The following is a 24,353-nucleotide window of genomic DNA, read 5'->3' as shown; positions in this document are numbered from 1 at the left end:
CCAGTACGCCGCGCTTACCCATGCTTCTCCATAAGCACCACGCGGTTGACCAGTCCGGCCGCGGCCGCGGTAGGAGCCGGGAACCGTTCACCGAGCATCAGTAGTTCAGCCGCGCGGGTTGGGCCCAGACTGCGGGTGAGAAACCAGGCCAACCCGCCGTCGGGCGCCATCCCGCGTTGGGGGAACGGGGCCGCGGAGAAGGCGTCTTCGGCGGTGACGACGAGGTCACAGCAGCGCACCAGGCTCCAGGCGACGCCGACCGCGAAGCCCTCCACCGCGGCGATCGTGGGCATCGACAGGCGCGCCAGCCTGGTGAGGGCGCGGTCCCCGACAGACAACCTGGCGGATGGGGCGCCGATGCCTTCGCCTCGGGACGGGGAGGTTTCACGTCCCCGCCCGCCGAGAAACAGCCTGCGGCTCCGGTGAGCACCAGTGCGCGGATCGTGCTGTCCTCACTGACCTCCGACAGGGCCGCGTCCAGCTCCGCCCAGGTCTGCCAGCCGATCGCATGTTCCGCCGGCACCATTTGATCGACTAGCCCGAGACGCAACCCCTCTTCGGGGGTGACCGCCCTACCGGTGTAGAGCAACTCTAGCGTCGGGCCCTTACCGACGGCCTCTACCAGTCGCTGCGTGCCGCCCGCCCCGGGAAGCAGCCTCAACCGCACCTCGGGCAGGCCCAGCCGGGTCCCTTCGGCCACGAACCGCGGGTCGCAGGCCAGGGCCAGCTCCAGCCCGCCACCCACGGCCGGACCGTTGACCGCCGCGATCCTCGGCATCGGCAGCCGCTGCAAGTCGTCGAAACCGCGCTGGATCGCGCTGACGAACCTCGGAAACAATGAGTCATCGAGCCCGCGCAACATCTTGATGTCGGCGCCGGCGATGAACCTGGACCGGGTGCTGGTGATCACGACGGCACCGACGTCTCCCCGCCGCACAAGTGAGGTGGCCGCCCGGCTGAGCTGGTCCACGAGTTGCCGGTCGAGCGCGTTGGCGGGTGGCCGGTCGACAGTCAGGACCGCGACCGCCCGTTCGACCTTGACCCGAACGTAGCCGTTCTCCGTGGGCGTTCCCATCGTACTCACCGCCACGGGGAGAAGCCGGGGGCGCGCTTCTCCAGGAACGCCGATGCGCCCTCGGTCTGCTCACCCCAAGTCCAGAAGCCGGGGTTGACCTGGTCGAGGATCTTGAACCGGTCCTGCGCCTTGCGAACCGGTGCCAGGGAGTCGTCGAACGACTTCTTCACCAGCTTCAGTACCGTGGGGCTCAACGCCAGCAGTTCGTCGCACCAGCGCCGGACCTCGGTGTCGAGTTCATCCGCCGGTACGACCGAGTTGACCAAGCTCCACTGGAGAGCTTGCTGAGCGTCGTGGCGCCGACACAACATCCAGATCTCCTTGGCCCGTTTCATGCCGACGACGGACCAGAGGTGGCTGACGATCCATCCCTCGGCCGTGCTGGCCACGCGCGGCCCGTTCTGCCCGAACACTGACCGGTCCGAGGAGATCGTGAAGTCGCACATGTACGCCATGTAGTGTCCGCCCTGATCGCGTATCCGTCCACCCGGGCGATCACCGGTTTCAGGCAATCTCGCAACGCCTGGTACAGCCGTTCGCACCTCTCGTCGAAGGCGTCGGCTCCTGCCGCGGCGGAGATCGTCCGCGCGCTCTCGGTGGCGACGTCACCGCCGGCGGAGAAGGCTCGCTCTCCTGCGCCGGTCAACACGATCACGCCCACCTGGCCGTCCTCGGCGGCACGGGCGACCGCACGGTTCCACTGCGCATCTGCGTCCAGGGCGACGTCACGTTCGAGGGCTGACACACCGATCGCGCGAGCGTCGGCCGGCGCTCGCGCCATTCGCGCACCGCCGAACGACTCCACTGATCGTCCACTAAGGATCGCCATCGCGTCACGTTGATGAAGAGGTGACTCATGCACGCGTCAACCACCGAAATGCCGAATCTCGCCGCCTATGACGTCATCCTCGTCAACAGCAGCGGCGGCAAGGACTCACAAGCAATGCTCGACGAGGTCTGTACCCTCGCCGAGGCCGTGGGAGTCCTCGATCGCATCACCGTCCTGCACTGCGCGCTCGGTCACGTCGAGTGGCCCGGCACCAGCGAACTCGCCCGCAAACGAGCAAGGACTGCTCCTCGACCAAGTTCGTCGCCGCGGTCGCTGGCCTTCGGCCTCGGCTCGCTACTGCACTTCGGGCCAGAAGCGAGGCCCAGCAAGGAAACTCATTACGCAACTGGTCGCCGAGCTCGGCGATCTGGGCCGTCCGGGACTGTCCGAACAACGGTGGATCTGATCTTGGTCTGACACGCCGGGCGTGAGCTTGGCGGGAAGGATCGATCATGACCGAAACACTGGACCTCGTGACCGATGATGTGGATCAGCAGCGGCTGGCGGAGCAGCTGCTCGCGCAGGCCAAGGAACAGGGCGTCGACCTGGTGGGGCCGGACGGGCTGCTGAACCAACTGACGAAGAATGTGCTCGAAACCGCGCTGGACGCGGAGATGACCGAGCACCTGGGATACGACAAGCACGACCCGGCCGGCCGCGACAGCGGGAACTCCCGCAACGGCACCAGATCGAAAACGGTACTGACCGAGATCGGGCCGGTGGAGATCGAGGTGCCGCGCGACACCGACTCCTCGTTCGATCCGCAGATCGTGCGCAAGCGGCAACGCCGGTTGACCGGTGTCGATGAGATCGTGCTGTCGCTATCGGCGAAGGGCCTGACCACCGGTGAGATCGCCGCACACTTCGACGATGTCTACGGCGCGAAGGTTTCCAAAGACACCATCTCGCGGATCACCGACAAGGTCGTCGCGGAGATGACCGAGTGGGCAAACCGGCCACTGGACCGCGTGTATCCGGTGCTGTTCATCGACGCGATCCACGTCAAGATCCGCGACGGGCAGGTCACCAACCGGCCCATCTATGTCGCCATCGGCGTTACCGTCAACGGCGAACGTGACATCCTCGGCCTGTGGGCCGGAGACGGCGGCGAGGGCGCCAAGTTCTGGCTCAGCGTGTTGACCGAGATCAAGAACCGCGGCGTTGCCGATGTGTGCATCGCGGTCTGCGACGGGCTGAAAGGGCTGCCGGAGACCATCATCACGGTGTGGGAGCGGGCGGTCGTGCAGACGTGCGTCATCCACCTGATCCGCAACGTGCGCCGTGAGGCGCCTGTTATTTCGATCGGAGGTGAGAGACCTTCGACGCCGGGCCGTCGCAGCGGTTTGGTGAAGCTGAGGGCAGCCTGATCCGCGGAGTGGCGGGGAAGGGTGGAAGCGGCCCTGACAAAGCCGGGACGTGCCAGTACCGCCAGATGGTGCGGGCCCGGCGAGCGAGACGAGAAGGTGCACGTGAGAAACCAGCGGTGAAGCCTCGTTAGCAGGAACCGGCTCGAGCCTGGTGGATCTGGGCCGGGGCGTGGTGCGTGGTCCCCACTGTTTCGATGGGGCCTCCCGTCATGATCGAAGCCGTCGGTCGTGACAGTTCGGGATGAAGGTCTGCGGCGTAGTCCCGAGGGCCGCCGGGTATAGCTGGGCGCCTAACTCGTTGATCGGTAACAGGTGAACACGGGAACCGTCCCGGTCCTGCCTTGCGCGACCGTGTGTCCGATGCGGTGACGTGAGGCTGGGTCCGCTGCCGGCCGATCGGGCCGGGACGGGGCGGAGCCACCGTAGTAGTCCGAGGCCGGGAGAGCCGGTCACATGGCGAAGGGCGGCAGCGATGTGAGCGGGAAGGATGCTGTCATGCCGGAAGACGCACCGGTGAATATTGGTGCTCTGCTCGACCGCCCACTGGTGGTCCGGGAGCGGGTACTGGGGATTCAGACCAAACTGCACCGTTGGGCGACGGCCGACCGGGGCCGTCGCTTTGATGATCTGTTCAACCTCGTGGTGGACCCGGCGTTCCTCGTCATGGCGTGGACCCGAGTCCGGGAGAACAAGGGCGCCAAGACGGCCGGGATCGACGGGGCAACCGCGTGGTCGATCGAGAACAGCGAACGCGGCGTGGCCGGTTTCCTGACCGAACTGCGGTCCTCGGTGAAGAATCGTTCGTTCCGGCCAGCCCCGGTGCGCACCGCGCAGATCCCCAAGACGGGCGGCAAAATCCGCCGCCTGGGGATCCCAACGGTGCGCGACCGCGTCGTGCAGGCGTCCTTGAAACTGGTGTTGGAACCTATCCTGGAGGCCGATTTCGACCCGTGCAGCTACGGGTTCCGCCCGCAATGCCGATGCCAGGACGCCATCGAGGAGATCCGCTTTCACGCCGCACGCGGCTACGAGCAGGTCTTCGAGGTCGATATCGCCGCCTGCTTCGACGAAATCTCGCACCCGGCCCTGATGGACCGGCTGCGGACTCGTGTCGGAGACCGGCGTGTCCTGGCGCTGATCAAGGCGTTCCTGAAGGCGGGCCTGCTGGACGAGTTGCGTGACTTCCGGGACACCACCACCGGAACTCCTCAGGGCGGCATCCTCTCGCCGCTGCTGGCCAATCTCGCTTTGAGTGTTCTCGACGAGCATTTCCGCGCCCGGTGGGAGGCGATGGGCACCCAGATCCAACGCTGGCGAGCCACCCGGCGCGGGGCCGCGACCTACTGCCTGATCCGCTATGCGGACGACTTCGTGGTGATGGTCTTCGGCACCCGGCAGCACGCCGAGAACCTCTACGGGGAGATCGAAACGGTCCTGGACCAGGTCGGGTTGCGGCTGGCGCCCGACAAGACCCGGGTGACCGGCATCGACGAGGGCGTCGACTTTCTCGGGTTTCAAATCCAGCGACACCGGCAGAAAGGAAGCGACCGGCGGCTGATCTACACCTATCCGTCGAAGACGTCCCTGGCGACGATTCGACGCAAGGTCAGCGCAGCCACCGGCAGACAGACCACCAGCCTCCCCGCGGACAAGCTGTTCGTTCGTTTAGGACAGATAACCCGCGGCTGGGCCTTCTACTTCCGGCACGGCGCGTCCAGCCGGGCGTTCGGCGCTCTCGACCACCATCTGTGGTGGAGGGTCTGGCGCTGGCTGCGCAACAAGCATCCGAACCGGAACGCGCGGTGGATCATCCGCCGCTACTACGGCCCCGGCCAGTGGTGGCCCACCAGCAACGGCGTCCGGCTCTTCCAACCCGCAACGGTGAGCATCCAGCGTTACCGATTCCGGGGCGCGAAGATCCCGAACCTGTGGACGGCCCAGAAGGCATAACGGCACTCGCGGAGAGCCCGGTGCACGGAAACGGGCACGCCGGGTTCGGCGGGCGGCCCGCAAACGGACCGGTGGCAACACCGGCACCGCGCTGCGGGCCGACCCCACTCGTTCCGCTATGCCGGACGCCAACACCGGGATGCGATCGTGCGAGGTCTGAAGCCGATCTACACGGCGCCATCGGAGCAGGCGGCCACCGACCGGTTCGACGAGTTCGCGAAGCAGTGGCAGGACAAGTACCCGGCGATCGTGGCGTTGTGGCGCAACGCCTGGGCCGAGTTCGTGCCGTTCCTCGAATACGACGTCGAGATTCGCAAGGTCATCTGCACCACGAACGCGATCGAGTCGATCAACGCCCGCTACCGGCGGGCATCAAGGCCCGCGGTCATTTCCCCTCCGACGCCGCGGCGCTGAAGTGCCTGTACCTCGTCACCCGATCTCTAGACCCCACCGGCCGTGGCAAGGCACGATGGACGATGCGCTGGAAAGCGCCGTTAAACGCGTTCGCGATCACCTTCCCCGGACGCCTCGACCCGACCACCAACGAGAACCAAGATCAGATCCACCGTTCATCTGACAGACCCCTGATCTGCGCCGTGGTTCGCTGACCTGCTGGTTTGTCGCGTTGTCGGGTGGAATCTGTGCACTAAATCGCGGCTCTAGGGTTGCCGGGTGGCTTATGTCCGGACCGTGAAGACCGCCTCGGGGGCGCGTGCGGTGCAGATTGTGCACTCCTCCCATAAGGGCTCTCGCGACATCGAGCACATCAGCTCCGCCCACGACGATGTGGAGTTGGAGCTGTTGCGGACGGTCGCTCGCCAGCGGCTCGTCGCCGGGCAGGGCGAGCTCGACCTGGGGCTCGATGCGCCGCCGGAGGCGGGTGGTCCGTTGCCGATCACAGCCTCGCGGATGGGGCACTTGTGGGACGCGCTCTCGCTGGCCTACGAGGTCCTCGGGTTCGATGCCGCCGCCGACGGGGACGAGGTGTTCCGGCAACTGGTGCTGGCGCGCATTATCGAGCCGACCAGCAAGCTGGACTCGCTGCGGGTGCTGGAGGAGACGGGCATCGCGCCGGTGTCGTATCGGACCCTCAAGCGGCGCCTGCACGCCTATGCCGGCGAAGCGTGGCGGGAGCGGCTGGCGGCGCTGTGCGCCCATCATGTTGGTCTGGGGCCTGCGACGTTGCTGCTCTACGACGTGGCGACCCTGTACTTCGAGACCGACGCCGGGGACGGGTTCCGCGAGTCCGGGTTCTCCAAGGAACGCCGCCTGGAACCTCAAATCACCGTCGGGCTGCTGACCGACGCGACGGGGTTTCCGTTGATGGTCAACGCGTTCGAGGGTAACACGGCCGAGACCACCACCATGCTGCCTACGATCACGGCGTTCCTGGCCGCCCACCGCCTGACAGATGTGGTCATCGTCGCTGACGCCGGGATGATCTCCGAGAAGAACATGAAGGACATCGAGGCCGCAGGCCTGTCGTTCATCCTCGGGATGAAGATCCCCGAGATCCCCTACATCGTCGCCGAGTGGCGCAAGGCCCACCCGGACACCGAGATCGCCGACGGGCAAGTGTTCACCCAGCCGTGGCCGGCCGGGCCGACTGATAAGCGCAAGGACCAGGTGCGCTACTACCAGTACAAGCACGATCGAGCTCGGCGCACGCTCAAAGGCATCGACGAACAGGTCCGCAAAGCCGAGCAGGCCGTGGCCGGCAAGACCGCGATCAAGCGCAACCGATTCGTCAAGCTCACCGACGCCACCAAGACCGTCAACCGCGACCTCGACCTGGAGGCCAAGGCCCGGGCACTGGCCGGGATCAAAGGCTACGTCACCAACATCGAAGACCCCACGCCCGAGCAGGTCATCGGCGCCTACCACCAACCGTTTCAGATCGAGAAAAGCTTTCGCATGGCCAAATCGGACCTGGCCGCACGCCCGATCTTCCATCGCACCAGGGACTCGATCGAGGCGCACCTGACGATCGTGTTCGCCGCCCTGGCCGTCTCCCGCTGGATCGAGGACACAACCGGCTGGTCCATCAAGAAGTTCGTCAAGACCATCCGCCGCTACCGCACGCTCCATATCCAGGCCGGCGACTACGTGATCACGGCAGCCGACCCACTACCCGACAACATCCAGCACGTTCTCGAAGCGATCAAAGCCCGAGCCGCTACGCACTAAATTGGCCCAACTCGGGAAGCACTGCAACCCTCGCTGGCGAAGAGCTTTGGTCGCCGTTGCAACCTGTTTCGCAGACGTTTGGCCAGGGTTTCTGGTCAGCGGACCACGACGCCGTCTGTCACACCGGCGTACTTCTCCCGCAGCACGGTCTTGAGTAGTTTGCCGGTGGCGTTGCGCGGCAGGGCATCGACGAAGTGCACCTCGCGCGGGCACTTGAAGTGCGCCAGTCGTTCGCGGCACCAGGTGACGAGTTCTTCCGGGGCCGGGTCCCGCCCGGCCGCGGGGTCGGGTACGACGACGGCCACCACTCGCTCGCCCCATCGCGGATCGGGACCGCCGACCACTGCGGCGTCGGCGACCTTGGGGTGCTTGAACAACACCTGCTCGACCTCGATAGGATAGACGTTCTCACCACCGGAGATGATCATGTCTTTCTTCCGGTCGACCAGGGTGATGTAGCCTTCCTCGTCCATTCGCCCGAGATCACCGGTGTGGAACCAGCCGTTGCGGAAGGCCTCGGCGGTGGCCTCGGGGCGCATCCAGTAGCCAGCGAAGATGTTAGGACCGCGAAGGACCAGTTCGCCGACGGTGTTCGTCGGGACGTCCCGGTCGCCGTCATCGACGATGCGGGCTTCGACGTGCATCGCGACCCGCCCGATCGACCCGGCCTTGCTCCTCGCGTGGGCCGAGTCGAGTATGGAGACCAGCGGCGCGGTCTCGGTCATGCCGAAGCCCTCGATGAACGGGACGCCTCGCTCGTTGAGGAACTCGATCATGGGCAGTGGACATGGAGCTCCGCCTCCCATGGCCAGTTCCAGGGACGACAGGTCGTAGGAGCCGAAGTTCGGTACCTGAGTGATCGCGACCCACATCGCCGGCACCATGAACTGGACCGTTGCGCGGTGCTCGGCCATGGCCGTGAGCGTGCCGACCGGGTCGAAGTTGGGCAGGATCACGTTCGTGCCACCGACGTAGAGCAGCGGCAGTGAGTGCACGCCGAGTCCGCCGATGTGGAACATCGGGGCCACCGTGACCGTCACGTCGCGCGAGGAAAGCGGGTGCTCGGTGCCGAGCACGTTGATCGCGTTCCAGAGCAAGTTGTCGTGGGTGAGCATGGCCCCCTTGGGGCGTCCGGTGGTCCCGGAGGTGTACATCAACATGGCGGTGTCAGTTCCGGCGACGTCCGCCGCGGCGAAGTCCGCCGGCCCGCTGGCCAGCAGCTCGTCGTAGGCCAGGCCGTCTTCGTACCCGCCGTCGCCCACCTGGACCGTGTGGCGTACCCGCACGCCGGGTTCGGTCAGGGCGCCGCGCACGATGTCGGTGAACTGGCCGTTGAACACGAGCACGTCCGCGCCGGAATCGCCGAGAATGAAACCGACCTCCATGGCGGCCAACCGCACGTTGATCGGCACCATGATCGCGCCGAGTTTCGCGCAGGCCAGCAGCGTCTCGAGGAACTCCACCGAGTTGACCATCAACGCGGCGACCCGGTCGCCCCTGCGCACGCCGAGTCCGGCGAGCGCCGAGGCCAGCTGATCGGTCCGCCGGTCGGCGTCCGCGTAGGTGAAAGTGCGCTCGCCCGCAACGAAGGCTTTCGAGTCGCCTTGCAGAAAGGCGCGTTTGGTGACCCAGGCGCCGATTCCTCGGTTCATCGTGTGTCTCCGGTTGGTAGTCGCCCCGCGCGGTACCACGGCGCGGGGGCGAGATCGTGGGCAGGTCTGTTCATCGGTCATGTCTGGGCTGCCGGAACGGTTCGCGTCGGTCGGCGGGTCGCCACGATTTCGGAACGCCACACTCGGGGACCGACTCGTCGCCGCCGAAGGTCTGGATCGAGCATGGTCACCGGCCGGGCGGAGACCGCTGCCGGTTGGGCGCGGGCTTGCTGTCTCGGTCACGTCGAACACGACCCCGCACTAGTCGTTGCGGAAGTGGTCCCGGTACTGATCGCGCAGGACGTTCTTCTGGATCTTTCCGGTGGCGGTGCGGGGCATCTCGTCCACGAACACGACGGCCTTGGGCACCTTGAACCCGGGCAGTCGACTGCGGGCGGCGGCGAGCACGTCCTCCTCGCTTAGATCACTGCCTGGCTTGCGGGTCACGACCGCCGTGATCGCCTCCGACCACCGTTCGTGCGGCAGTCCGACCGCGACGACCTCCTGGATGCGGGGTTCGGCCTCGTAGAGTGCCTTCTCCACCTCGATGGAGGCGACGTTCTCCCCGCCGGTTTTGATGACGTCCTTCTTGCGGTCGGCGAACCACAGCAGTCCGTCCGCGTCGAACCGGCCGACGTCGCCGGAGTGGAACCAACCGTGGGCGAACGCCGCGGCCGTGGCTTCGGGGTTGCGCAGGTAGCCCTCCATGGCGTGTGGGCCACGGTAGACGATCTCGCCCGTTTCGCCCTGGGGGAGCAGGTGGCCGTCGTCGTCCATGATGCCGACCTGCACGTTGGGAACCGGTAGTCCGACCGAACCGGCGTGGGACAGCTGGTATTCGGGGGGAAAGACCGTGGTGATCGGGTTCATCTCGGTCTGGCCGAAGCCGAGGGCGAACTCACATCCGAACACCTCGATCGCCCGGCGAAGGTCGGTGTCGGGCATCGGTGCCATGGCGTAGATCGCCAAGCGCAGGCTGGAGAGATCGCGTTTGTCGATGTCGTCGTGGTCCATCATCGCCCGGTACATCATGGGCAGCGCGAAGATTTCGGTGAGGCGTTCGGACTCGATGGTGGCCAGCAACGCCGCCGGATCGAAGGTGCGCAGCAGTACCGCGGTTCCCCCCATGTAGAACAGGCCGGTGGTGAAGCCGTTGAGTTGCGCGGTGTGGAACAGCGGCATCATCACCCCGGCGCGCTCCCGTTCGCTGATGCCCAGAACCAGCGGGGCGTTCAGTGATTCGAGATAGACCGCGAGGTGGCTGCTCACCACACCCTTGGGGGCCGAGGTGGTGCCGCTGGTGTAGAGGTAGCTGACCGGGTCGCGATCCTCGACGAAACACTCCGGCTCCGCGTCGCCTTCCGCGCCAACGAAGTCGTCGAACTCGCGCCAGGACGCCGAGCCCGAGGCTTCCCACGCCGCACCGGTGCCGTGGGCAACGACCACGTCGGTCACGGCGCTGTCGTCGAGCTGGTCCAGCGCGGCCGACACCAGGCCGGCAAGCTGGCTTTCCACGACGACGCCCCGGGACCGGGAGTGATCGAGCACGTAGGCGGTCTCCCGTGGGCCCCAAGCAAGATTGACCGGCACACAGACGACACCGGTCTTGGCGCACGCGTAGTAGGTCAGCAGGAACTCCGTGCTGTTTCCGCTGACCAGGGCCAGCACCTCGCCGCGCCGGTATCCGTTCCGCAGCAGCGCGTTCGCCAGCCGGTTCACCGCCGCGTTGAACTCGCGATAGGACAGCCGTCGTGGCCCGTCCACGACCGCCTCGTGGTCGGGGCGCCGCCAGGCGGTGCGGGTGAGCATGTCGCCGACATTCACCCGGGTCACCAGATTCCGCTGGAGATCTTGCTCGGTCATCGATTGGCTCTCCTTCTCGACACGCTCCGCGACGCGGCGGACCGGATGGCTTGGCCGAGGTGGCGACTGACGTCCGCCAGTTGTGAATCGTTCGTTGGGTGAGGCCCGCGGCATCGTGGCCGCTCGTCGCGTGCCCACGAACTGTTCACCACACGCGTGCCGAGGTCGTCGGCTCGCCGGTGGTTCAGCCGCCCGGGCCCAGGGTGCGTGTGAGCGCCAGGACCGTCGACGGACGGCTGGTCGTGTGGGAGGCTCCAGGTCGCGCGCACGACGAGGCCGCCGGCGGTGACGGGTTCCCGTCGGTGCGCGGCGGGCGGGTGGTGCTGCCCGACCGTGACGTCCAGGTCGAGGTCCACGTTACCCATCGTTGCCCTCGTTTCGCCGTTGATAACCGGGCTGACATAGTTAAAGCTGAATTACTAGGATCCTACTGTTCGAGTGCCGCGTTGTGAAGCTGGTCGCATCGAGGCAGGCCTGGCCGAGATGGCCGGGCCGCGCGCACGGAGTGCTTCGCACCGTTGTTCAAGCTAGTGAATCGCGAGCGACGCTCAGCAAACGGATGTGGAGGCGAGAGGGACATGCAGACGCCGAGAGGGGCGGATGCCTCGAGCGAGAGGCGTCGGCGGTACACGACCGGGCGCCCCCGCACCCACGATGTCGCCGCGGCCGCCGATCGGCCTCACCGTCGAGGTCGGCCGCTGGCACGGGCGAGGCATGAGACGCCGCTGGATCTGACGTCCGGTCCCAGGGCAGTCGCCCGTCGCCGCGTATCCGTACCGGGACGGCCTGCGGTCGACCCGGCGGAGTCCGACAACGCGGGCGTGTCGGTCCGCCTGCACGCCGGCATGAATCCTCCGCGACCTCGCCGCCCGCTCCGCGACCCGTCACACGATCGACACAGTGATGGGGCATCGGCGATCGAGGTGAGCTACCCACAAAGTGGGCCAGTGGCTTGGTTGACCATCAACCGCCGGAAACCCCGCATCGTGTTGAACGAGGCAGGGCGCGGTTGGCCGTGTGCGGGCGTGTACAGGTTCGACGGTGATGCGAACGTGCTGGTGCTGGCCGGCGTGGGCGGCCGGGCAGTCCGCGCCGGTAGCAGCCGGAAGGAACTGGCCGATACCGCGCTTACCGTGCTACCACTTGACTTCGTGTCCCAGTACGGCGGCGACATCGAGGTGGCCACGCCGACGATCGCCGCCGGGCAACGTCGTCGCGAACCCTGGTGGGTTCGTGCTCGCGCAGTGCTGCGACCTGTGCGTGGCCGCCGACACCGCACGGTTCGCGGTCACCGGGGTCAAGGTGGTCAGGGGTACAAACCGTGGGTCGTGCCGCTGCCCCGCCTTGTTTCGCCGCGCATAGCCATGCGGCTTCTGCTCATCTGCGACCCAATTGACGCTGGCCGGGCATACCAGGTTGGACTGCTGAACGCGGTAGCGCCGTCACCCCGACTCGCGGAGAGCGGTGCAACGACCGGCCGAGCGCATCCTCGCGAACGCACCGCCGTCCGTGCTGGCCGCCAGGAGGAACTATGCGTCTGATGGCCGAGTCCCCGCTGGGACGCCTGCGCCACGGCGAGGCAGAGCTGGGAAGCCCGAGGCATCGCTGCCGGGACGCCCAGGAAGAACTCGTGGCCGTCGCGGCCAAGCCCGCTTCAAGAGGAGCGGGGCGCTGATGGGTGCCGCACCCTCGCCTGGGATGCGCGCTGTCGCATTCTCCTGTCTGGCCGCGTGGCGGGAACAAGTTCCCATCGCGACGGCGGCCAAGCAACGGGATGAAGGAAGGGGCTCCAAGTGAGCAGCGAGGCCGAGGCACCACTGCGGACCCGTGATCCCGCGCGCAAGGAACGCATCCTCGCCGCCGCCGCCGACCTGGTAGCCCGCCACGGCTACCACGCCGTGTCCATGGCCGACATCGGCGCCGTGGCCGGCATCACCGGCGCCGGCATCTACCGGCACTTCGACAGCAAGTCTGCCGTGCTGGTGGCGCTGTTCGACCGGGTGATCGACGGGCTGGTGCGTGAAGAGCAGGGCATCGTAGCTGGCACCGCCGACCTTCGGGAAACCCTGGACAAGTTGATTGCCGGCCAGGTCGAATTCGTGGTGCGCGATCGGGAACTGGCCCAGGTCTACCACAACGAGATCCATAATCTTCCCGAGGAAGACCGCCGCCGGCTACGCCGCAAGCAGCGGCTCTACCTCGAAGAGTGGGTACACGTCCTGATGGAGCTGCGCCCGGAACTCACCGATACCGAGGCCCGCACCATCGTGCACGCGGCCATCGGTGCTATCCAGTCGACGCTGTTCCACCGCGTCGGTCTCCCCGAACCGAGGCTGCGCGAACTGCTCGCCGAATGCGCCCGCTCGGTGCTCAACGGCGGCTGACCCCCGGACACAGGCCGTCCTGCGGCAAGCCTCCAGCACAACCAAACCATGGGTCCGGTTCGCCGTGGCCAGTGCGTGGCGCGGCCGCGGGTCGTGCGGTGGCCATGTCGGTCGGTGTCGCCCTCGGCTGGGAACCGGCGCTGGGCCTCCGGTGGCGAATTCGACGACGTACGCGGAGATGTCCACTCCGGACTCGATGCGGCTGGACGCTTGATTCCGTGAAGTTGGTGTTGACGGTCGAACGCAGTGCGGTCGCGTCGGTGGCGTTGGCCTGGCAGCGGGAGGTTTCCGCGGACCTGGACCGGGCCAACGCCGATGGTGGGGTCACCGCCATGGGGCCACGCCTAGAAGTGACTTGGCTGGTGCGTGGTTCCCGGACGGGCGAGCAGGTCGCGTCACGCGGTTTGAGACTACCGCGACCGTTGGCGCGGTAGCGGCAAGCAGGGAGTCGGAGACGAGGTGTGTCATCGGCTGGTCGTGACGTGACCGGGTAGCTGGTCGAGGTTGAAGACGAGGGTGGATCGGGCGGCCAGGCCGTGCTCGGTGTGGCAGTCGATCGCTAGCGTCGCCTGGCGGGGCTGCGCTGTGTCGTCGATGGAGAGCACGCGGCCGTCGGTGCGCAGGGTGTCGCCGGCGCAGACCGGCGCGATCATCTGCAGCCGCCTGCGCGCTAGCCAGGCGTCCGGGCCCGCCCAGGCCTTGCCGACGCGGTCGACGAAGCCGTGGAGAAACATGGTGTTGAGGTAGACGTCGCGGGCGCCCTGTTCTCGCGCGTAGGCGTGGTCGTGGTGGCCGCGGAAGAAGTCGCGGGTGGCCGCGGCGTCGAGCACGCACCGGGTGACTGTCACCGGCATCCGCACCTCGGGGAGAACCTCGACCGCGTCCGCCGGGTCAGCCGCGGCCGGGGCAGCCTGCCGCGTGGGCGGCTTGGCGTCGGAGGCGCGGTAGCGGAAGAGCACGTTGTCGTTGGTGGCGACCAGCGTGCCTTCCTGGTTCCGGCATGCGGACCGTGTGGTGACAAAGTGGCCCACGCCCAGCGCGGTGTGCTTCTCCGCGGAGACGGACTCCACGCGCTCGCTGAAGGTGAGCCGGTCGCCGACTCGCATCGGGGCGAGGAACCGGGTGTCGGTGGAGACGTTGATCAGCGTGGTGCCGGGCAGCGGCACGTCGAGGGCGAGGATCGGCGCGTGCTCCGGTCTGCCCCACGGGTTCCACGGCAGCGGGAACGCCCAGACCATGAGCATTCCGGGCGGCGAGATCAGCGCCCCGTACCGCCTCCCCGCGGCGTCGGCGTCCCAGTGGTTCTCGTCGGCGTCCTCGACGAGGGCGCAGAAGTACGCGATCTGCGCTTCGTTGACCGGAAACGGCGCCTCGGTGGTGACCTCGTGGCCGATCCAGGCCTGCGCTTCGGCGTGCGACCCGGTGACCACGTAGTTGAGCGCGTCGGCGTAGTTGACGGTCATGAGGGTGTCTCCTCCCGCGGCCGGAACTGCGGGATCGCGACGTCTCCGCGTGGTTCGAACGTGACCTGGACCGGGGTGCCAACGCGGACCGTGTCCGGGGCGCAGTCGACGACGTTGGCCATCATCCGAGGTCCTTCCGCCAGTTCGATCACGGCCAGCACGTAGGGTGCGGTGAACGCGGGGGACGGTGGCTGGTGCACGGTCGTGTAGGTCAGCACGATGCCGCGGCCGGAGGGCTCCGCCCATTCGAGGTCGGTGCACCAGCAGTAGGGACACCATGCTCGCGGGTGGTGGTGGAACCTGCGGCACGCGCGGCACCGAGGTAGTGCGAACCGGCCCTCGACGGCCGCACGCCAGTAGGGTGCGGTGTCCTCGTACAGGGTGGGAACGGGTGCGGTGGTGGTCATCGTGCGGTCCTTCCCAGGAGCACGGTGGAGTGGTCGGCCATCATTCCGCCGTAGGTGTGGACCAGGGCGATGTCCGCCTCGACCTGCCGGTCTCCCGCCTGGCCCATCACCTGGCGGGCGCCCTCGATCAGCATCGACATACCGGAGGCGTCTCCAGTGTGTCCGAAGGACAGCAGTCCGCCGTAGGTGTTGACCGGAAGGACCCCGTCCGGCGCGGCCGCACCGTTCAGGTAGAAGTGGCCACCCTTGCCGGGCTCGGCGAGGCCGGTCTCCTCCAACAGCAGGATCGGGTTGATGCTGAAGGCGTCGTAGAGCTGGGCGATGTCCACGTCCGACGGGGCGAGGCCAGCCATGGCGAACGCGGTGCGGGCCGAGACGCCCGCGCCCATGGTGGCGAAGTCGCTGGCGTGGCTGATGTTGCCGTGGTCGTGGTGCTCCCCGAAGCCGAGTAGGTAGGCGGGCTGCTGGGTGAGCTCACGTGCCAGCTCGCCGCGCATCACCAGGAACGCCGCGCCCCCTTCGCACGGCACCGAGCAGTCCAGGAGGTGAAACGGCGAGGCGATCGGCCGTGAGTCGAGAACCTGCTCGATGGTCAGCGGGCCCGCCGGTCGCATCAGCGCGTCAGGGTGGCGCAGCGCCCACTCCCGGCTGGTGACCGCGACCGCGGCCAGCGCTTCCCGCGGGGTGCCCCGCTCAGCCATGTGCCGGGTGGCGGCCAGGGCGTAGAGGGCGGGGATGAAGCTGCCGTAGGGGTACTCGAAGTCCGGGTGGCTGATCATGCGGGCCATCAGGTCGGCACCGCCGGCGCCGACCTTGGGGAACTTGCCCGCGCCCACGCACAACACTGCGTCCGCCAGCCCCGCCCTGATGGCCGTCGCCGCGCGGGTGAGCATGACGGTGTAGGTGGCGCCGCCCACGTTGATCGTTTCGCAGAACCGCGGTCGGATGCCCAGCGCGTCGTTGATCCGCTCGTGGTTGAAGACGTCGGCGCCCTGTCCGCCCGCCATGCCGGCAGGGCAGACCAGCAGCCCGTCCACGGCGTTCGGCCCGATCCCGGAGTTGGTCACGAAGTGGCGCAGGACGAGTTCCTGCATCGCCGCTCCGTCGTAGTCAGGATAGCGCCCGGGCGGAAGCTCTTCGACCGCCGCGATAGCGGGGCTGCCGGACAGTGCTGGTGACCTCATGGTGCGCCTCGCATGTCACCGGTTCGGCCAGGACCCAGTGATCGCCAGGACCACCTTGGATCGTCAACAACAAGAGAACTCGGAGTGCCCGTGTCCGGGTCACGGTGGCGGTCAGGATTGGCCCTTCGCGCCCGGCTCCTTGGCCGGTCCTTGGGTTCGGATTCGTCCACAGTGGCACCAGGGGGCGCCTGGGGACGGGGTTCCCTTCGTCTGGTGATTGGTTCTCGCTGTTCGACGCGCACGCCTCTCCTTCTGTCAATCCCTGTCAACCGGCGCGTTCGGGGATCCCGGCTGGTGTTAGACATCTCAGCCCACTGCCACCGGCGCGCGGCACGCGTGCCGGCGGGGGTTGTGGTTGGCGCCTCTCTCCAAGTATGTTAACCATGATTAACGGAGCGTGGGAAGGCTCAGAGGTGATGGCGCACACTCGGCGGATGTGTCACAGCCGCCGGGTGTGGCCGGAACGTCATGAGGTGCCACGAGATTTGGTCAAGCGTCCGGACGGTGGGTGAGTCCGCCGACAGGTTGTCGGTGCGATTCGACTTGCGGGAGCGCTGAAGAGGTGCTTCGTGCGGCGAAGGGCATCGGAGTGGAGGAGAGCCAAGGTGGACTTTCGGGAGACCGACGAGCAGCGCGCACTTCGCGAGGCGGTGTCCAAGCTCGCCGCCTCGTTCGGCCACGAGTACTTCGTGGAGCGGGCGAAGTCGGGCCAGAAGAGCACCGAACTCTGGCAGGCCGTGGGACGGCAGGGCTTTCTCGGGGTGAACATCGATGAGGCCCATGGCGGCGGCGGGGGTGGCGTCTACGAGCTGCAACTGGTGAGCGAGGAACTCGCCGCTGCGGGCTGTCCGCTGTTGATGATGGTGGTCTCGCCGGCGATCTGCGGCACGATCATTCAGGCGCATGGCACGGACGAGCAGCGCAAGCGGTGGCTGCCCGGCATCGCCAGCGGTGAGACGATCATGGCGTTCGCGATCACCGAGCCGGACGCCGGGTCGAATTCACACAACATTTCTACAGCGGCGACCCGGGACGGCGGCGACTACGTGCTGCGCGGAACCAAGTACTACATCTCGGGGGTGGACGAGGCGGAGGCCGTCCTGGTGGTGACCCGCACGGGTACCGACGCGTCCGGACGTGGCAGGCTCAGTCTGCTGATCGTGCCGACCGACGCGCCGGGGCTGGAGCGAACCGCGATCCCGGTGGAGGTCACCGCGCCGGAGACGCAGTTCACGTTGTTCTTCGACGATGTGCGGGTGCCTGCGGAGAACCTGATCGGCGTTGAGGGGGAAGGCCTCAAGCAGGTGTTCATGGGGCTGAACCCGGAGCGGATCATGGGTGCGGCGCTGGCGAACGGGATCGCGCGCTATGGCCTGACCAAGGCGTCCGAGTACGCCCGCGAGCGGAATGTGTGGGGGGTGCCGATCGGGTCGCACCAGGGCGTTGCCCACCCGCTGGCGAACGCCAAGATCCAGGTCGAGCTGGCTCGGCTGATGACCCGGCAGGCCGCCTGGTTGCACGACGAGGGCGACCCCGCGTCTGGTGAGGCGGCGAACATGGCGAAGTACGCCGCCGCTGAGGCCGGATTGACGGCGCTGGACCAGGCGATTCAGACCCACGGCGGCAACGGGATGTCCACCGAGTACGGGCTGGCCACGTTGTGGGGGCCGTTGCGGTTGATGCGGACCGCGCCGATCAGCCGGGAGATGATCCTCAACTACGTGGCCCAGCACGGTCTGGGCCTGCCGAAGTCGTACTGACCGGCGCGGACGCGATCGAAAGCGGGAAGAAGCATGCCGGTGCTGAAATCAACGCTCGACACGGCCAGCGAGACCTACCTGCTCAACCGGAAGGCCAATCTCGCCGCGCTGGCCGAACTCGACGAGCAGCTGGAGATCGTTCGTGCGGGAGGCGGCCCGAAGTACCTCGAGCGGCATCGCAAGCGGGGACGGTTGCCGGTGCGGGAGCGGATCGAGCTACTGGTTGACCGCGACGCGCCGTTTCTCGAGTTGTCGCCGCTGGCCGCGTGGGGCACCGACTTCCTGGTGGGCGCCAGCGTGGTCACCGGCGTCGGCGTCGTCTCGGACGTCGAATGTATGATCATCGCCCACGACCCGACGGTGCGCGGCGGGGCGATGAACCCGTACTCGCTGCGCAAGACGCTCCGAGCGCTGGAGATCGCGCGCCGCAACCGGTTGCCGGTGATCAATCTGGTCGAGTCCGGGGGTGCCGACCTGCCGACGCAGGCCGAGCTGTTCGTCCCCGCAGGCAAGATCTTCCACGACCTCACCGAGCTGTCCGCGATGGGGGTGCCGACCGTCGCGCTGGTGTTCGGCAACTCCACCGCCGGTGGGGCGTACGTGCCGGGCATGTGTGACTATGCTGTGCTGGTCGATCGCCAGGCGAAGGTGTTTCTCGGTGGGCCGCCGCTGGTGAAGATGGCCACCGGGGAGGAGGCCGACGACGAGGAGCTCGGTGGGGCGGACATGCACGCGCGGGTGTCCGGGCTGGCGGATCATTTCGCCGTGGACGAGCTGGACTGTATCCGGATCGGCAGGCAGATAGTGGCCGAGACCAACTGGCGCAAGTTGGGGCCGCCGCCGACGGAGCTGCCTGATGAGCCGCGCTACGACCCGGAGGAGCTGCTTGGTGTCGCCTCGGCCGACTTCCGGGTGCCGTTCGACCCTCGGGAGGTCCTGGCCAGGGTTGTGGATGGTTCCCGGTTCGGGGAGTACAAGGCGCGCTATGGCACCAGCCTGGTCACCGGGTGGGCCTCGATCCACGGTTATCCGGTCGGGGTCCTGGCCAACGCGCGCGGCGTGCTGTTCTCCGAGGAGTCCGAGAAGGCCAGCGAGTTCATCCTGCTGGCGAACCAGTCCAGCACTCCGTTGATCTTCCTGCAGAACACCACTGGCTACATGGTCGGCACCCGGTACGAGCAGGGGGGGATCATCAAGGACGGCGCCAAGATGATCAACGCGGTGACCAACAGCACGGTCCCGCACATCACGATTAACATCGGGGCGTCGTTCGGAGCGGGCAACTACGGCATGTCGGGCCGTGCCTACGATCCCCGCTTCGTCTTCAGCTGGGTCAACGCCAAGTGCGCGGTGATGGGGCCGCAGCAACTGGCGGGCGTGCTCTCGATCGTGGGCCGTCAGGCCGCCGAAGCCGCGGGCAAGCCGTTCGACGTCGAGGCCGACGAGAAGCAGCGGCGCGCCATCGAGGCGCAGATCGAGCGCGAGTCGCATGCCTTCTTCATGTCCGCCCGGCTCTACGACGACGGGGTGATCGACCCGCGGCAGACCCGCACGGTGCTGGGTATCGCGTTGTCCGCGGCGCATTCCCAGGAGGTGGCGGGACGGCGCGGTTTCGGCGTGTTCCGGATGTGATGGAGTCGACGGTGTCCAGGATCAACAAGCTGCTGGTGGCCAACCGGGGTGAGATCGCCTCCCGGGTGATGCGCACGGCCCGTGAGCTCGACATCGGCACGGTGGCGGTGTTCTCCGACGCGGACGCGCACGCCCCCTTCGTCGCGGAGGCCGATCAGTCCGTGCATCTGCCGGGCGTGGCGCCGGCCGACACGTATCTGCGTGCCGACCTGCTGCTGGACGCGGCCCGGCGGACCGGGGCGGACGCCGTTCATCCCGGCTATGGCTTCCTGTCGGAGAACGCGGGGTTCGCCAGAGCGTGCGAGGACGCGGGACTGGTGTTCGTCGGGCCGCCGCCGGCCGCGATCGAGGCGATGGGCTCGAAGACCGCGGCCAAGGAACTCATGGCCCACGCGGGTGTGCCGGTGCTGCCCGGAATCGTGATCGACGACGAGGAGGTCGACCCGCGCTCGCTCGAGGCTCAGGTGGCCGCCGAGATCGGCTACCCCGTCCTGGTCAAGGCCGCCTACGGCGGTGGCGGCCGCGGCATGCGGGTGGTCGAGGCCAAAGCCGGGCTGGCCGACGCGGTCACCTCCGCCAGGCGCGAGGCCGCCTCGGCGTTCGGCAACGCGACCGTGTTCCTCGAACGCTACGTCGACTCTCCCCGCCACATCGAGGTGCAGATCTTCGGCGACCGGCACGGCACCGTGGTGGACCTGTTCGAGCGCGAATGCTCCATCCAGCGGCGCTACCAGAAGATCCTCGAAGAGGCGCCGTCCCCCGCGGTCGACGATCGGCTGCGCGCCGAACTGGGCCAGGCCGCCGTCGCCGCCGGCAAGGCGATCGGCTACGTCGGCGCCGGCACCGTCGAGTTCGTCCTCGATTCCAGCGGCCAGTTCTACTTCCTCGAGGTCAACACCCGGCTGCAGGTGGAGCATCCGGTGACCGAGCTGGTGACCGGACTGGACCTGGTGCGGCTGCAGCTCCTTGTCGCTGAGGGCGCGCCGTTGCCGCAGGAGGCGCTGGAGGCGACCATCTCCGGACACGCCGTGGAGGCCCGGCTGTACGCCGAGGACACCGCCGCCGGTTTCCTACCCGCCACCGGCACGCTGCACCGCTTCGACATTCCCCGCCTGCCCGGTGTCCGGGTCGACGCGGGCGTGGCGGACGGTTCCGTGGTGAGCCCGCACTACGACCCCATGCTGGCGAAAGTGATCGCGCACGGCCGCACCCGAGACGAAGCGATCCGGACACTGGCCCGGACCCTCGCGGACAGCAGATTGCACGGTGTCGTCACCAACCGGGACTTGCTCATCGGCATCCTGCGCGAGGACGAGTTCCGCTCGGGCGCGATCGACACTGGCTACCTGAGCAGGCACGACCCGGTCGAGGTGGAACGCTGCTGGCGTGACCCGCAGGCAGTGTCGACGCATGCGCTCGCGGCGGCGCTGGCCGGACAGGCCGAACGCAGGGCGAGGGCACGGGCGCTGGCCACCGTCCCATCCGGCTGGCGCAACGTGGACAACGGCCCGCAGCGGGTGGCCTTCGTCGCCGACGGCGAGGACATCGACGTGACGTACCGGATCCGGGACGGTGAGGTGACCGGGAGCGTGGCCGGGCAGGCGCTGGGCGCCGTCCACGCCTTCACGCTGGCGCCGGACCGAGTGGACATCGCCGTCGGCGGTACTCGGTGCGCGATGTCGGTGAGCCGCTACGGCGACGAAGCCTACGTCGACAGCGCGCTGGAAAGCACCCGGCTCACCGAGAAGGCCCGGTTTCCCGACCCCACCGCGGTCCGGGAACCGGGGTCGCTGCTCGCGCCGATGCCGGGGACGGTCGTGCGCGTGGCGGTCGAGCTCGGGCAGGAGGTCACGGCCGGTACCCCGATCCTCGTGCTGGAGGCCATGAAGATGGAGCACACGGTGGCGGCCCCCCATGACGGCACGGTCGCCTCGGTGAACGTCGCGATGGGACAGGCCGTCGATACGGGCTCGGTGCTCGCGGTCGTCGAGGAACGGATGGATTGATGGTCGCCTTCGCCGAGTTGCTCGCCGACCTCCAGGCCGAAACCCGAGTGGTCGAGGACATGCTGACCGGGCTGAGCCACGCCACCTGGGACGCGCCGACCCCCGCGCCGGGGTGGGCGATCCGCGACCAGGTCAGCCATCTGGCCTACTTCGACGAGGCGGCCACTCGGGCCGCAGTCGATCCCGACCGCTTCCGCGCGGTGGAGGCCAAGCAGGTGTCGCGAAACCCGGCGTTCGCCGACGAGGTAGCCCAGCGGCATCGGGGGCTGCCGCCGGCGGAGCTGTCGACCTGGTTCCGCGACGCGCGCCGGCGCCTGGTCGACACGGCGTCCGGACTGGACCCGAAGCTCCGGGTGCCGTGGTATGGGCCGGAGATGAGCCTCGCGTCCTCGATCACAGCCCGGCTGATGGAGACGTGGGCGCACGGCCAGGACATCGCCGACGCCCTCGGTGTCGAGCGCACTCCGACCGCGCGGTTGCGGCACATCGCACATCTGGGGGTGCGCACCTTTGGGTTCGCGTTCGGGCGGCACGGGAAGCCGGTTCCCGCCGACCCGGTCCGCGTCGACCTGTCGAGTCCCGATGGTGCGACCTGGACGTGGGGGCCGCCGCGAGCGCGGGACATCGTGTCCGGGCCCGCGTTGGACTTCTGCCTCGTCGTGACCCAGCGGCGGCACGTCGCCGACACCGCGCTGAAGATCAGCGGGCCGGTGGCGGCCGAGTGGATGTCCATCGCCCAGGCCTTCGCCGGCCCACCGGGGCCGGGGCGTGCGCCAGGTGAGTTCGCCAGGAAGGAGAAGACGGTCCGATGAATTCCCGTGCCGTGCGGATCGGCAACTGTTCCGGCTTCTACGGCGACCGCGTCGCCGCGGCCAGGGAGATGGTCGACGGCGGCCCGGTCGACGTGCTCACCGGCGACTACCTGGCCGAGCTCACCATGTTGATCCTGTGGAAAGCCAAGCAGAAGGATCCCGGCGCCGGGTATGCCCAGACGTTTGTCACGCAGATGGAGCAGGTGCTGGGCACCTGCCTCGACCGCGGGATCCGGGTAGTGACCAACGCGGGCGGATTGAACCCGGCCGGCCTCGCCGAGCGGCTCACCGAGCTGGCCGAGCGCCTCGGACTGTCACCGCGGATCGCCTATATCGAGGGCGACGACCTCACGAACAGGATCGACGACCTCCTCGACCAGGGGCACTCGCTGGCGCACCTGGACACCGGCAAGCCCCTCGCCGACGCCGGCGTCAAACCCGTCACGGCCAACGCCTACCTGGGCGGCTGGGGTATCACCGAAGCCCTGGCCGCTGGCGCCGACATCGTCGTGTGCCCCCGGGTCACCGACGCCTCCCTGGTCACCGGCCCGGCCGCGTGGTGGCACGGCTGGGCCCGGACCGACTACGATGTCCTGGCTGGCGCGGTCGTCGCCGGGCACATCATCGAGTGCGGCCCCCAGGCGACCGGCGGCAACTACTCCTGGCCGCACGAGGTGACCGACCGCCGCTATCCCGGCTTCCCCATCGCCGAAATCGCCGCCGACGGGTCCAGCGTCATCACCAAGCATCCGAATACCGGAGGCATGGTGTCGGTGGGCACGGTCACCGCCCAGCTGCTATACGAGATCGCCGAACCCGCCTACCCCAACCCCGACGTGGTAGCGCACTTCGACACCATCACCCTGACCCAACAGCGGCCCGACCGCATCAGCGTGTCGGACGTGCGAGGCAGCGCGCCGCCGGACAGGGCGAAGGTCGCCATGAACTACGTCGGCGGCTACCGCAACACCATGACGTTCGTCCTGACCGGCCTCGACATCGAGGACAAGGCCGCCTGGACCGAAGGACTGCTGTTCGACATCCTCGGCGGCAAGGACACCTTCGCCGAAACCGACGTGCGCCTGATGCGGTTCGACACCGACGATGCCCCGACCAACGAGGAAGCCACCGCCCACCTGCGGATCACCGTCAAAGACCCGGACGCGCGCAAGGTCGGGCGGGCCTTCTCCGGCGCGGCCATGGAGGTCATCCTCGCCGGGCCCGCCGGGCTGCATACCACGACCCCGCCCACCGCCGAGAGCGCCTACGGCGTGTACTGGCCCACCCTCATCCCCGCCGACCTGATCGAACAACGGGTTGTGCTCCCCGACGGCACGACCCGAACGATCGTCCGCGGCGAGCACGCCCCAGCCACCGGCCAGCGCGTCCCCCCGCCCGATCCATCCACGGTGACAGTGCAGGCACCCACCCGGATAGTCCCACTGGGGCGGGTCTGCGCGGCGCGGTCGGGTGACAAGGGCGGCAACGCCAACGTCGGCGTATGGGTCCGCACCGACACCGCGTACGCCTGGCTACGCGACTACCTCACCGTCGACCGGCTGCGGACCCTGATCCCCGAGGCTTCGCCGCTGACCATCCACCGCCACGAGCTGCCGAACCTGCGGGCGCTGAACTTCGTGCTGGTCGGCCTGCTCGGCGAGGGCGTGGCCGCCTCGGTACGGCCCGACCCACAGGCGAAGGGGCTCGGCGAGTACCTGCGCTCCCGCCACGTGCCGATCCCCATCACCGTACTCGAGGAGGACGCACCGCCGTGCTGACAGG

Annotated in this window: 16 protein-coding genes and 4 pseudogenes; 11 read left to right on the top strand and 9 right to left on the bottom strand. The window is 68.0% G+C overall.

Annotation, left to right across the window (positions count from 1 at the left end):
- Nucleotides 1–14: 14 nt before the first annotated feature.
- The 4 genes and pseudogenes from BA062_RS26980 to BA062_RS41435 form a co-directional block, all read right to left on the bottom strand.
- Nucleotides 15–338 carry an enoyl-CoA hydratase/isomerase family protein gene (locus BA062_RS26980; protein ID WP_255565695.1) on the bottom strand — a complete coding sequence of 108 codons (324 nt, stop codon included), beginning with the start codon at nucleotides 336–338 and terminating at the stop codon, nucleotides 15–17.
- A 515-nt stretch (nucleotides 339–853) separates the two neighbouring features.
- Nucleotides 854–1,075 (bottom strand): annotated as a pseudogene (locus BA062_RS41440) (enoyl-CoA hydratase-related protein); the annotation flags it as partial.
- Nucleotides 1,076–1,080: 5 nt separating this feature from the next.
- Nucleotides 1,081–1,530: an enoyl-CoA hydratase-related protein gene (locus BA062_RS41065; RefSeq protein ID WP_110341435.1), complete on the bottom strand. Its 450-nt coding sequence runs from the start codon at nucleotides 1,528–1,530 to the stop codon at nucleotides 1,081–1,083.
- Between the two features lie 26 nt (nucleotides 1,531–1,556).
- Nucleotides 1,557–1,856, bottom strand: a pseudogene (locus tag BA062_RS41435) (enoyl-CoA hydratase-related protein); the annotation flags it as partial.
- Nucleotides 1,857–1,931: 75 nt separating this feature from the next.
- On the opposite strand from BA062_RS41435, the gene BA062_RS26960 reads away from it, so the two are divergent.
- The 5 genes and pseudogenes from BA062_RS26960 to BA062_RS26940 all read left to right on the top strand — a co-directional run bounded on the left by BA062_RS26960 (nucleotide 1,932) and on the right by BA062_RS26940 (nucleotide 7,408).
- Complete coding sequence (locus BA062_RS26960; protein WP_199542763.1) at nucleotides 1,932–2,321, top strand: hypothetical protein; 390 nt, start codon at nucleotides 1,932–1,934, stop codon at nucleotides 2,319–2,321.
- A gap of 35 nt (nucleotides 2,322–2,356) precedes the next feature.
- Nucleotides 2,357–3,193: pseudogene (locus BA062_RS26955) on the top strand (IS256 family transposase); the annotation flags it as partial.
- Between the two features lie 573 nt (nucleotides 3,194–3,766).
- Nucleotides 3,767–5,221 (top strand): group II intron reverse transcriptase/maturase, encoded by a 1,455-nt coding sequence (ltrA, locus tag BA062_RS26950; RefSeq protein WP_199542766.1) that lies wholly within the window; start codon nucleotides 3,767–3,769, stop codon nucleotides 5,219–5,221.
- 105 nt (nucleotides 5,222–5,326) lie between these two features.
- Nucleotides 5,327–5,829, top strand: a pseudogene (locus BA062_RS26945) (transposase); the annotation flags it as partial.
- A gap of 64 nt (nucleotides 5,830–5,893) precedes the next feature.
- On the top strand, nucleotides 5,894–7,408 hold the full coding sequence (locus BA062_RS26940; protein ID WP_418190756.1) for an IS1634 family transposase: 1,515 nt from the start codon (nucleotides 5,894–5,896) through the stop codon (nucleotides 7,406–7,408).
- Nucleotides 7,409–7,503: 95 nt separating this feature from the next.
- On the opposite strand, the gene BA062_RS26935 is transcribed toward BA062_RS26940, so the two are convergent.
- A complete protein-coding gene (locus tag BA062_RS26935) occupies nucleotides 7,504–9,312 on the bottom strand; it encodes an acyl-CoA synthetase (protein ID WP_236808369.1) in 1,809 nt (602 codons plus the stop codon).
- 9 nt (nucleotides 9,313–9,321) lie between these two features.
- Nucleotides 9,322–10,923 carry an AMP-binding protein gene (locus BA062_RS26930; RefSeq protein WP_110341427.1) on the bottom strand — a complete coding sequence of 534 codons (1,602 nt, stop codon included), beginning with the start codon at nucleotides 10,921–10,923 and terminating at the stop codon, nucleotides 9,322–9,324.
- 1,793 nt (nucleotides 10,924–12,716) lie between these two features.
- On the opposite strand from BA062_RS26930, the gene BA062_RS26925 reads away from it, so the two are divergent.
- The gene (locus BA062_RS26925) at nucleotides 12,717–13,307 is read left to right on the top strand and encodes a TetR/AcrR family transcriptional regulator (RefSeq protein ID WP_009156892.1); all 591 of its coding nucleotides are present in this window, start codon (nucleotides 12,717–12,719) and stop codon (nucleotides 13,305–13,307) included.
- A 464-nt stretch (nucleotides 13,308–13,771) separates the two neighbouring features.
- Here BA062_RS26925 and BA062_RS26920 read toward each other — a convergent pair whose 3' ends face one another.
- Genes BA062_RS26920 through BA062_RS26910 form a run of 3 tightly spaced genes read right to left on the bottom strand, consistent with a single transcriptional unit; the run spans nucleotide 13,772 to nucleotide 16,271 of the window.
- Nucleotides 13,772–14,770 (bottom strand): FAS1-like dehydratase domain-containing protein, encoded by a 999-nt coding sequence (locus BA062_RS26920; protein ID WP_110341425.1) that lies wholly within the window; start codon nucleotides 14,768–14,770, stop codon nucleotides 13,772–13,774.
- Entirely contained in the window at nucleotides 14,767–15,177 is a 411-nt protein-coding gene (locus BA062_RS26915; protein WP_009156890.1) for a Zn-ribbon domain-containing OB-fold protein, read from the bottom strand. Before BA062_RS26915 ends, BA062_RS26920 begins: the two co-directional genes overlap by 4 nt.
- On the bottom strand, nucleotides 15,174–16,271 hold the full coding sequence (locus BA062_RS26910) for a thiolase family protein (RefSeq protein WP_198285911.1): 1,098 nt from the start codon (nucleotides 16,269–16,271) through the stop codon (nucleotides 15,174–15,176). Before BA062_RS26910 ends, BA062_RS26915 begins: the two co-directional genes overlap by 4 nt.
- A gap of 695 nt (nucleotides 16,272–16,966) precedes the next feature.
- On the opposite strand from BA062_RS26910, the gene BA062_RS26905 reads away from it, so the two are divergent.
- From BA062_RS26905 to BA062_RS26885, 5 genes are read left to right on the top strand one after another with little or no spacing between them, the layout of a single operon-like run.
- Entirely contained in the window at nucleotides 16,967–18,121 is a 1,155-nt protein-coding gene (locus BA062_RS26905; RefSeq protein ID WP_110341423.1) for an acyl-CoA dehydrogenase family protein, read from the top strand.
- Between the two features lie 33 nt (nucleotides 18,122–18,154).
- Nucleotides 18,155–19,753 carry an acyl-CoA carboxylase subunit beta gene (locus BA062_RS26900; protein ID WP_009156887.1) on the top strand — a complete coding sequence of 533 codons (1,599 nt, stop codon included), beginning with the start codon at nucleotides 18,155–18,157 and terminating at the stop codon, nucleotides 19,751–19,753.
- Nucleotides 19,753–21,759, top strand: coding sequence for an ATP-binding protein (locus BA062_RS26895; RefSeq protein WP_110341421.1), 2,007 nt, complete (start codon nucleotides 19,753–19,755; stop codon nucleotides 21,757–21,759). The genes BA062_RS26900 and BA062_RS26895 overlap by 1 nt, the downstream gene beginning before the upstream one ends.
- Nucleotides 21,759–22,571 carry a TIGR03084 family metal-binding protein gene (locus tag BA062_RS26890; RefSeq protein ID WP_110341419.1) on the top strand — a complete coding sequence of 271 codons (813 nt, stop codon included), beginning with the start codon at nucleotides 21,759–21,761 and terminating at the stop codon, nucleotides 22,569–22,571. Before BA062_RS26895 ends, BA062_RS26890 begins: the two co-directional genes overlap by 1 nt.
- A complete protein-coding gene (locus BA062_RS26885) occupies nucleotides 22,568–24,349 on the top strand; it encodes an acyclic terpene utilization AtuA family protein (RefSeq protein ID WP_110341417.1) in 1,782 nt (593 codons plus the stop codon). The genes BA062_RS26890 and BA062_RS26885 overlap by 4 nt, the downstream gene beginning before the upstream one ends.
- Nucleotides 24,350–24,353: the final 4 nt, after the last annotated feature.

The sequence above is a fragment of the Prauserella flavalba genome (genome assembly GCF_003202235.1).
Classification (GTDB): domain Bacteria; phylum Actinomycetota; class Actinomycetes; order Mycobacteriales; family Pseudonocardiaceae; genus Prauserella_A; species Prauserella_A flavalba.
The sequence above is the reverse complement of the archived record's forward strand: the minus strand, read 5'-3'. Positions and strand labels throughout refer to the sequence as shown.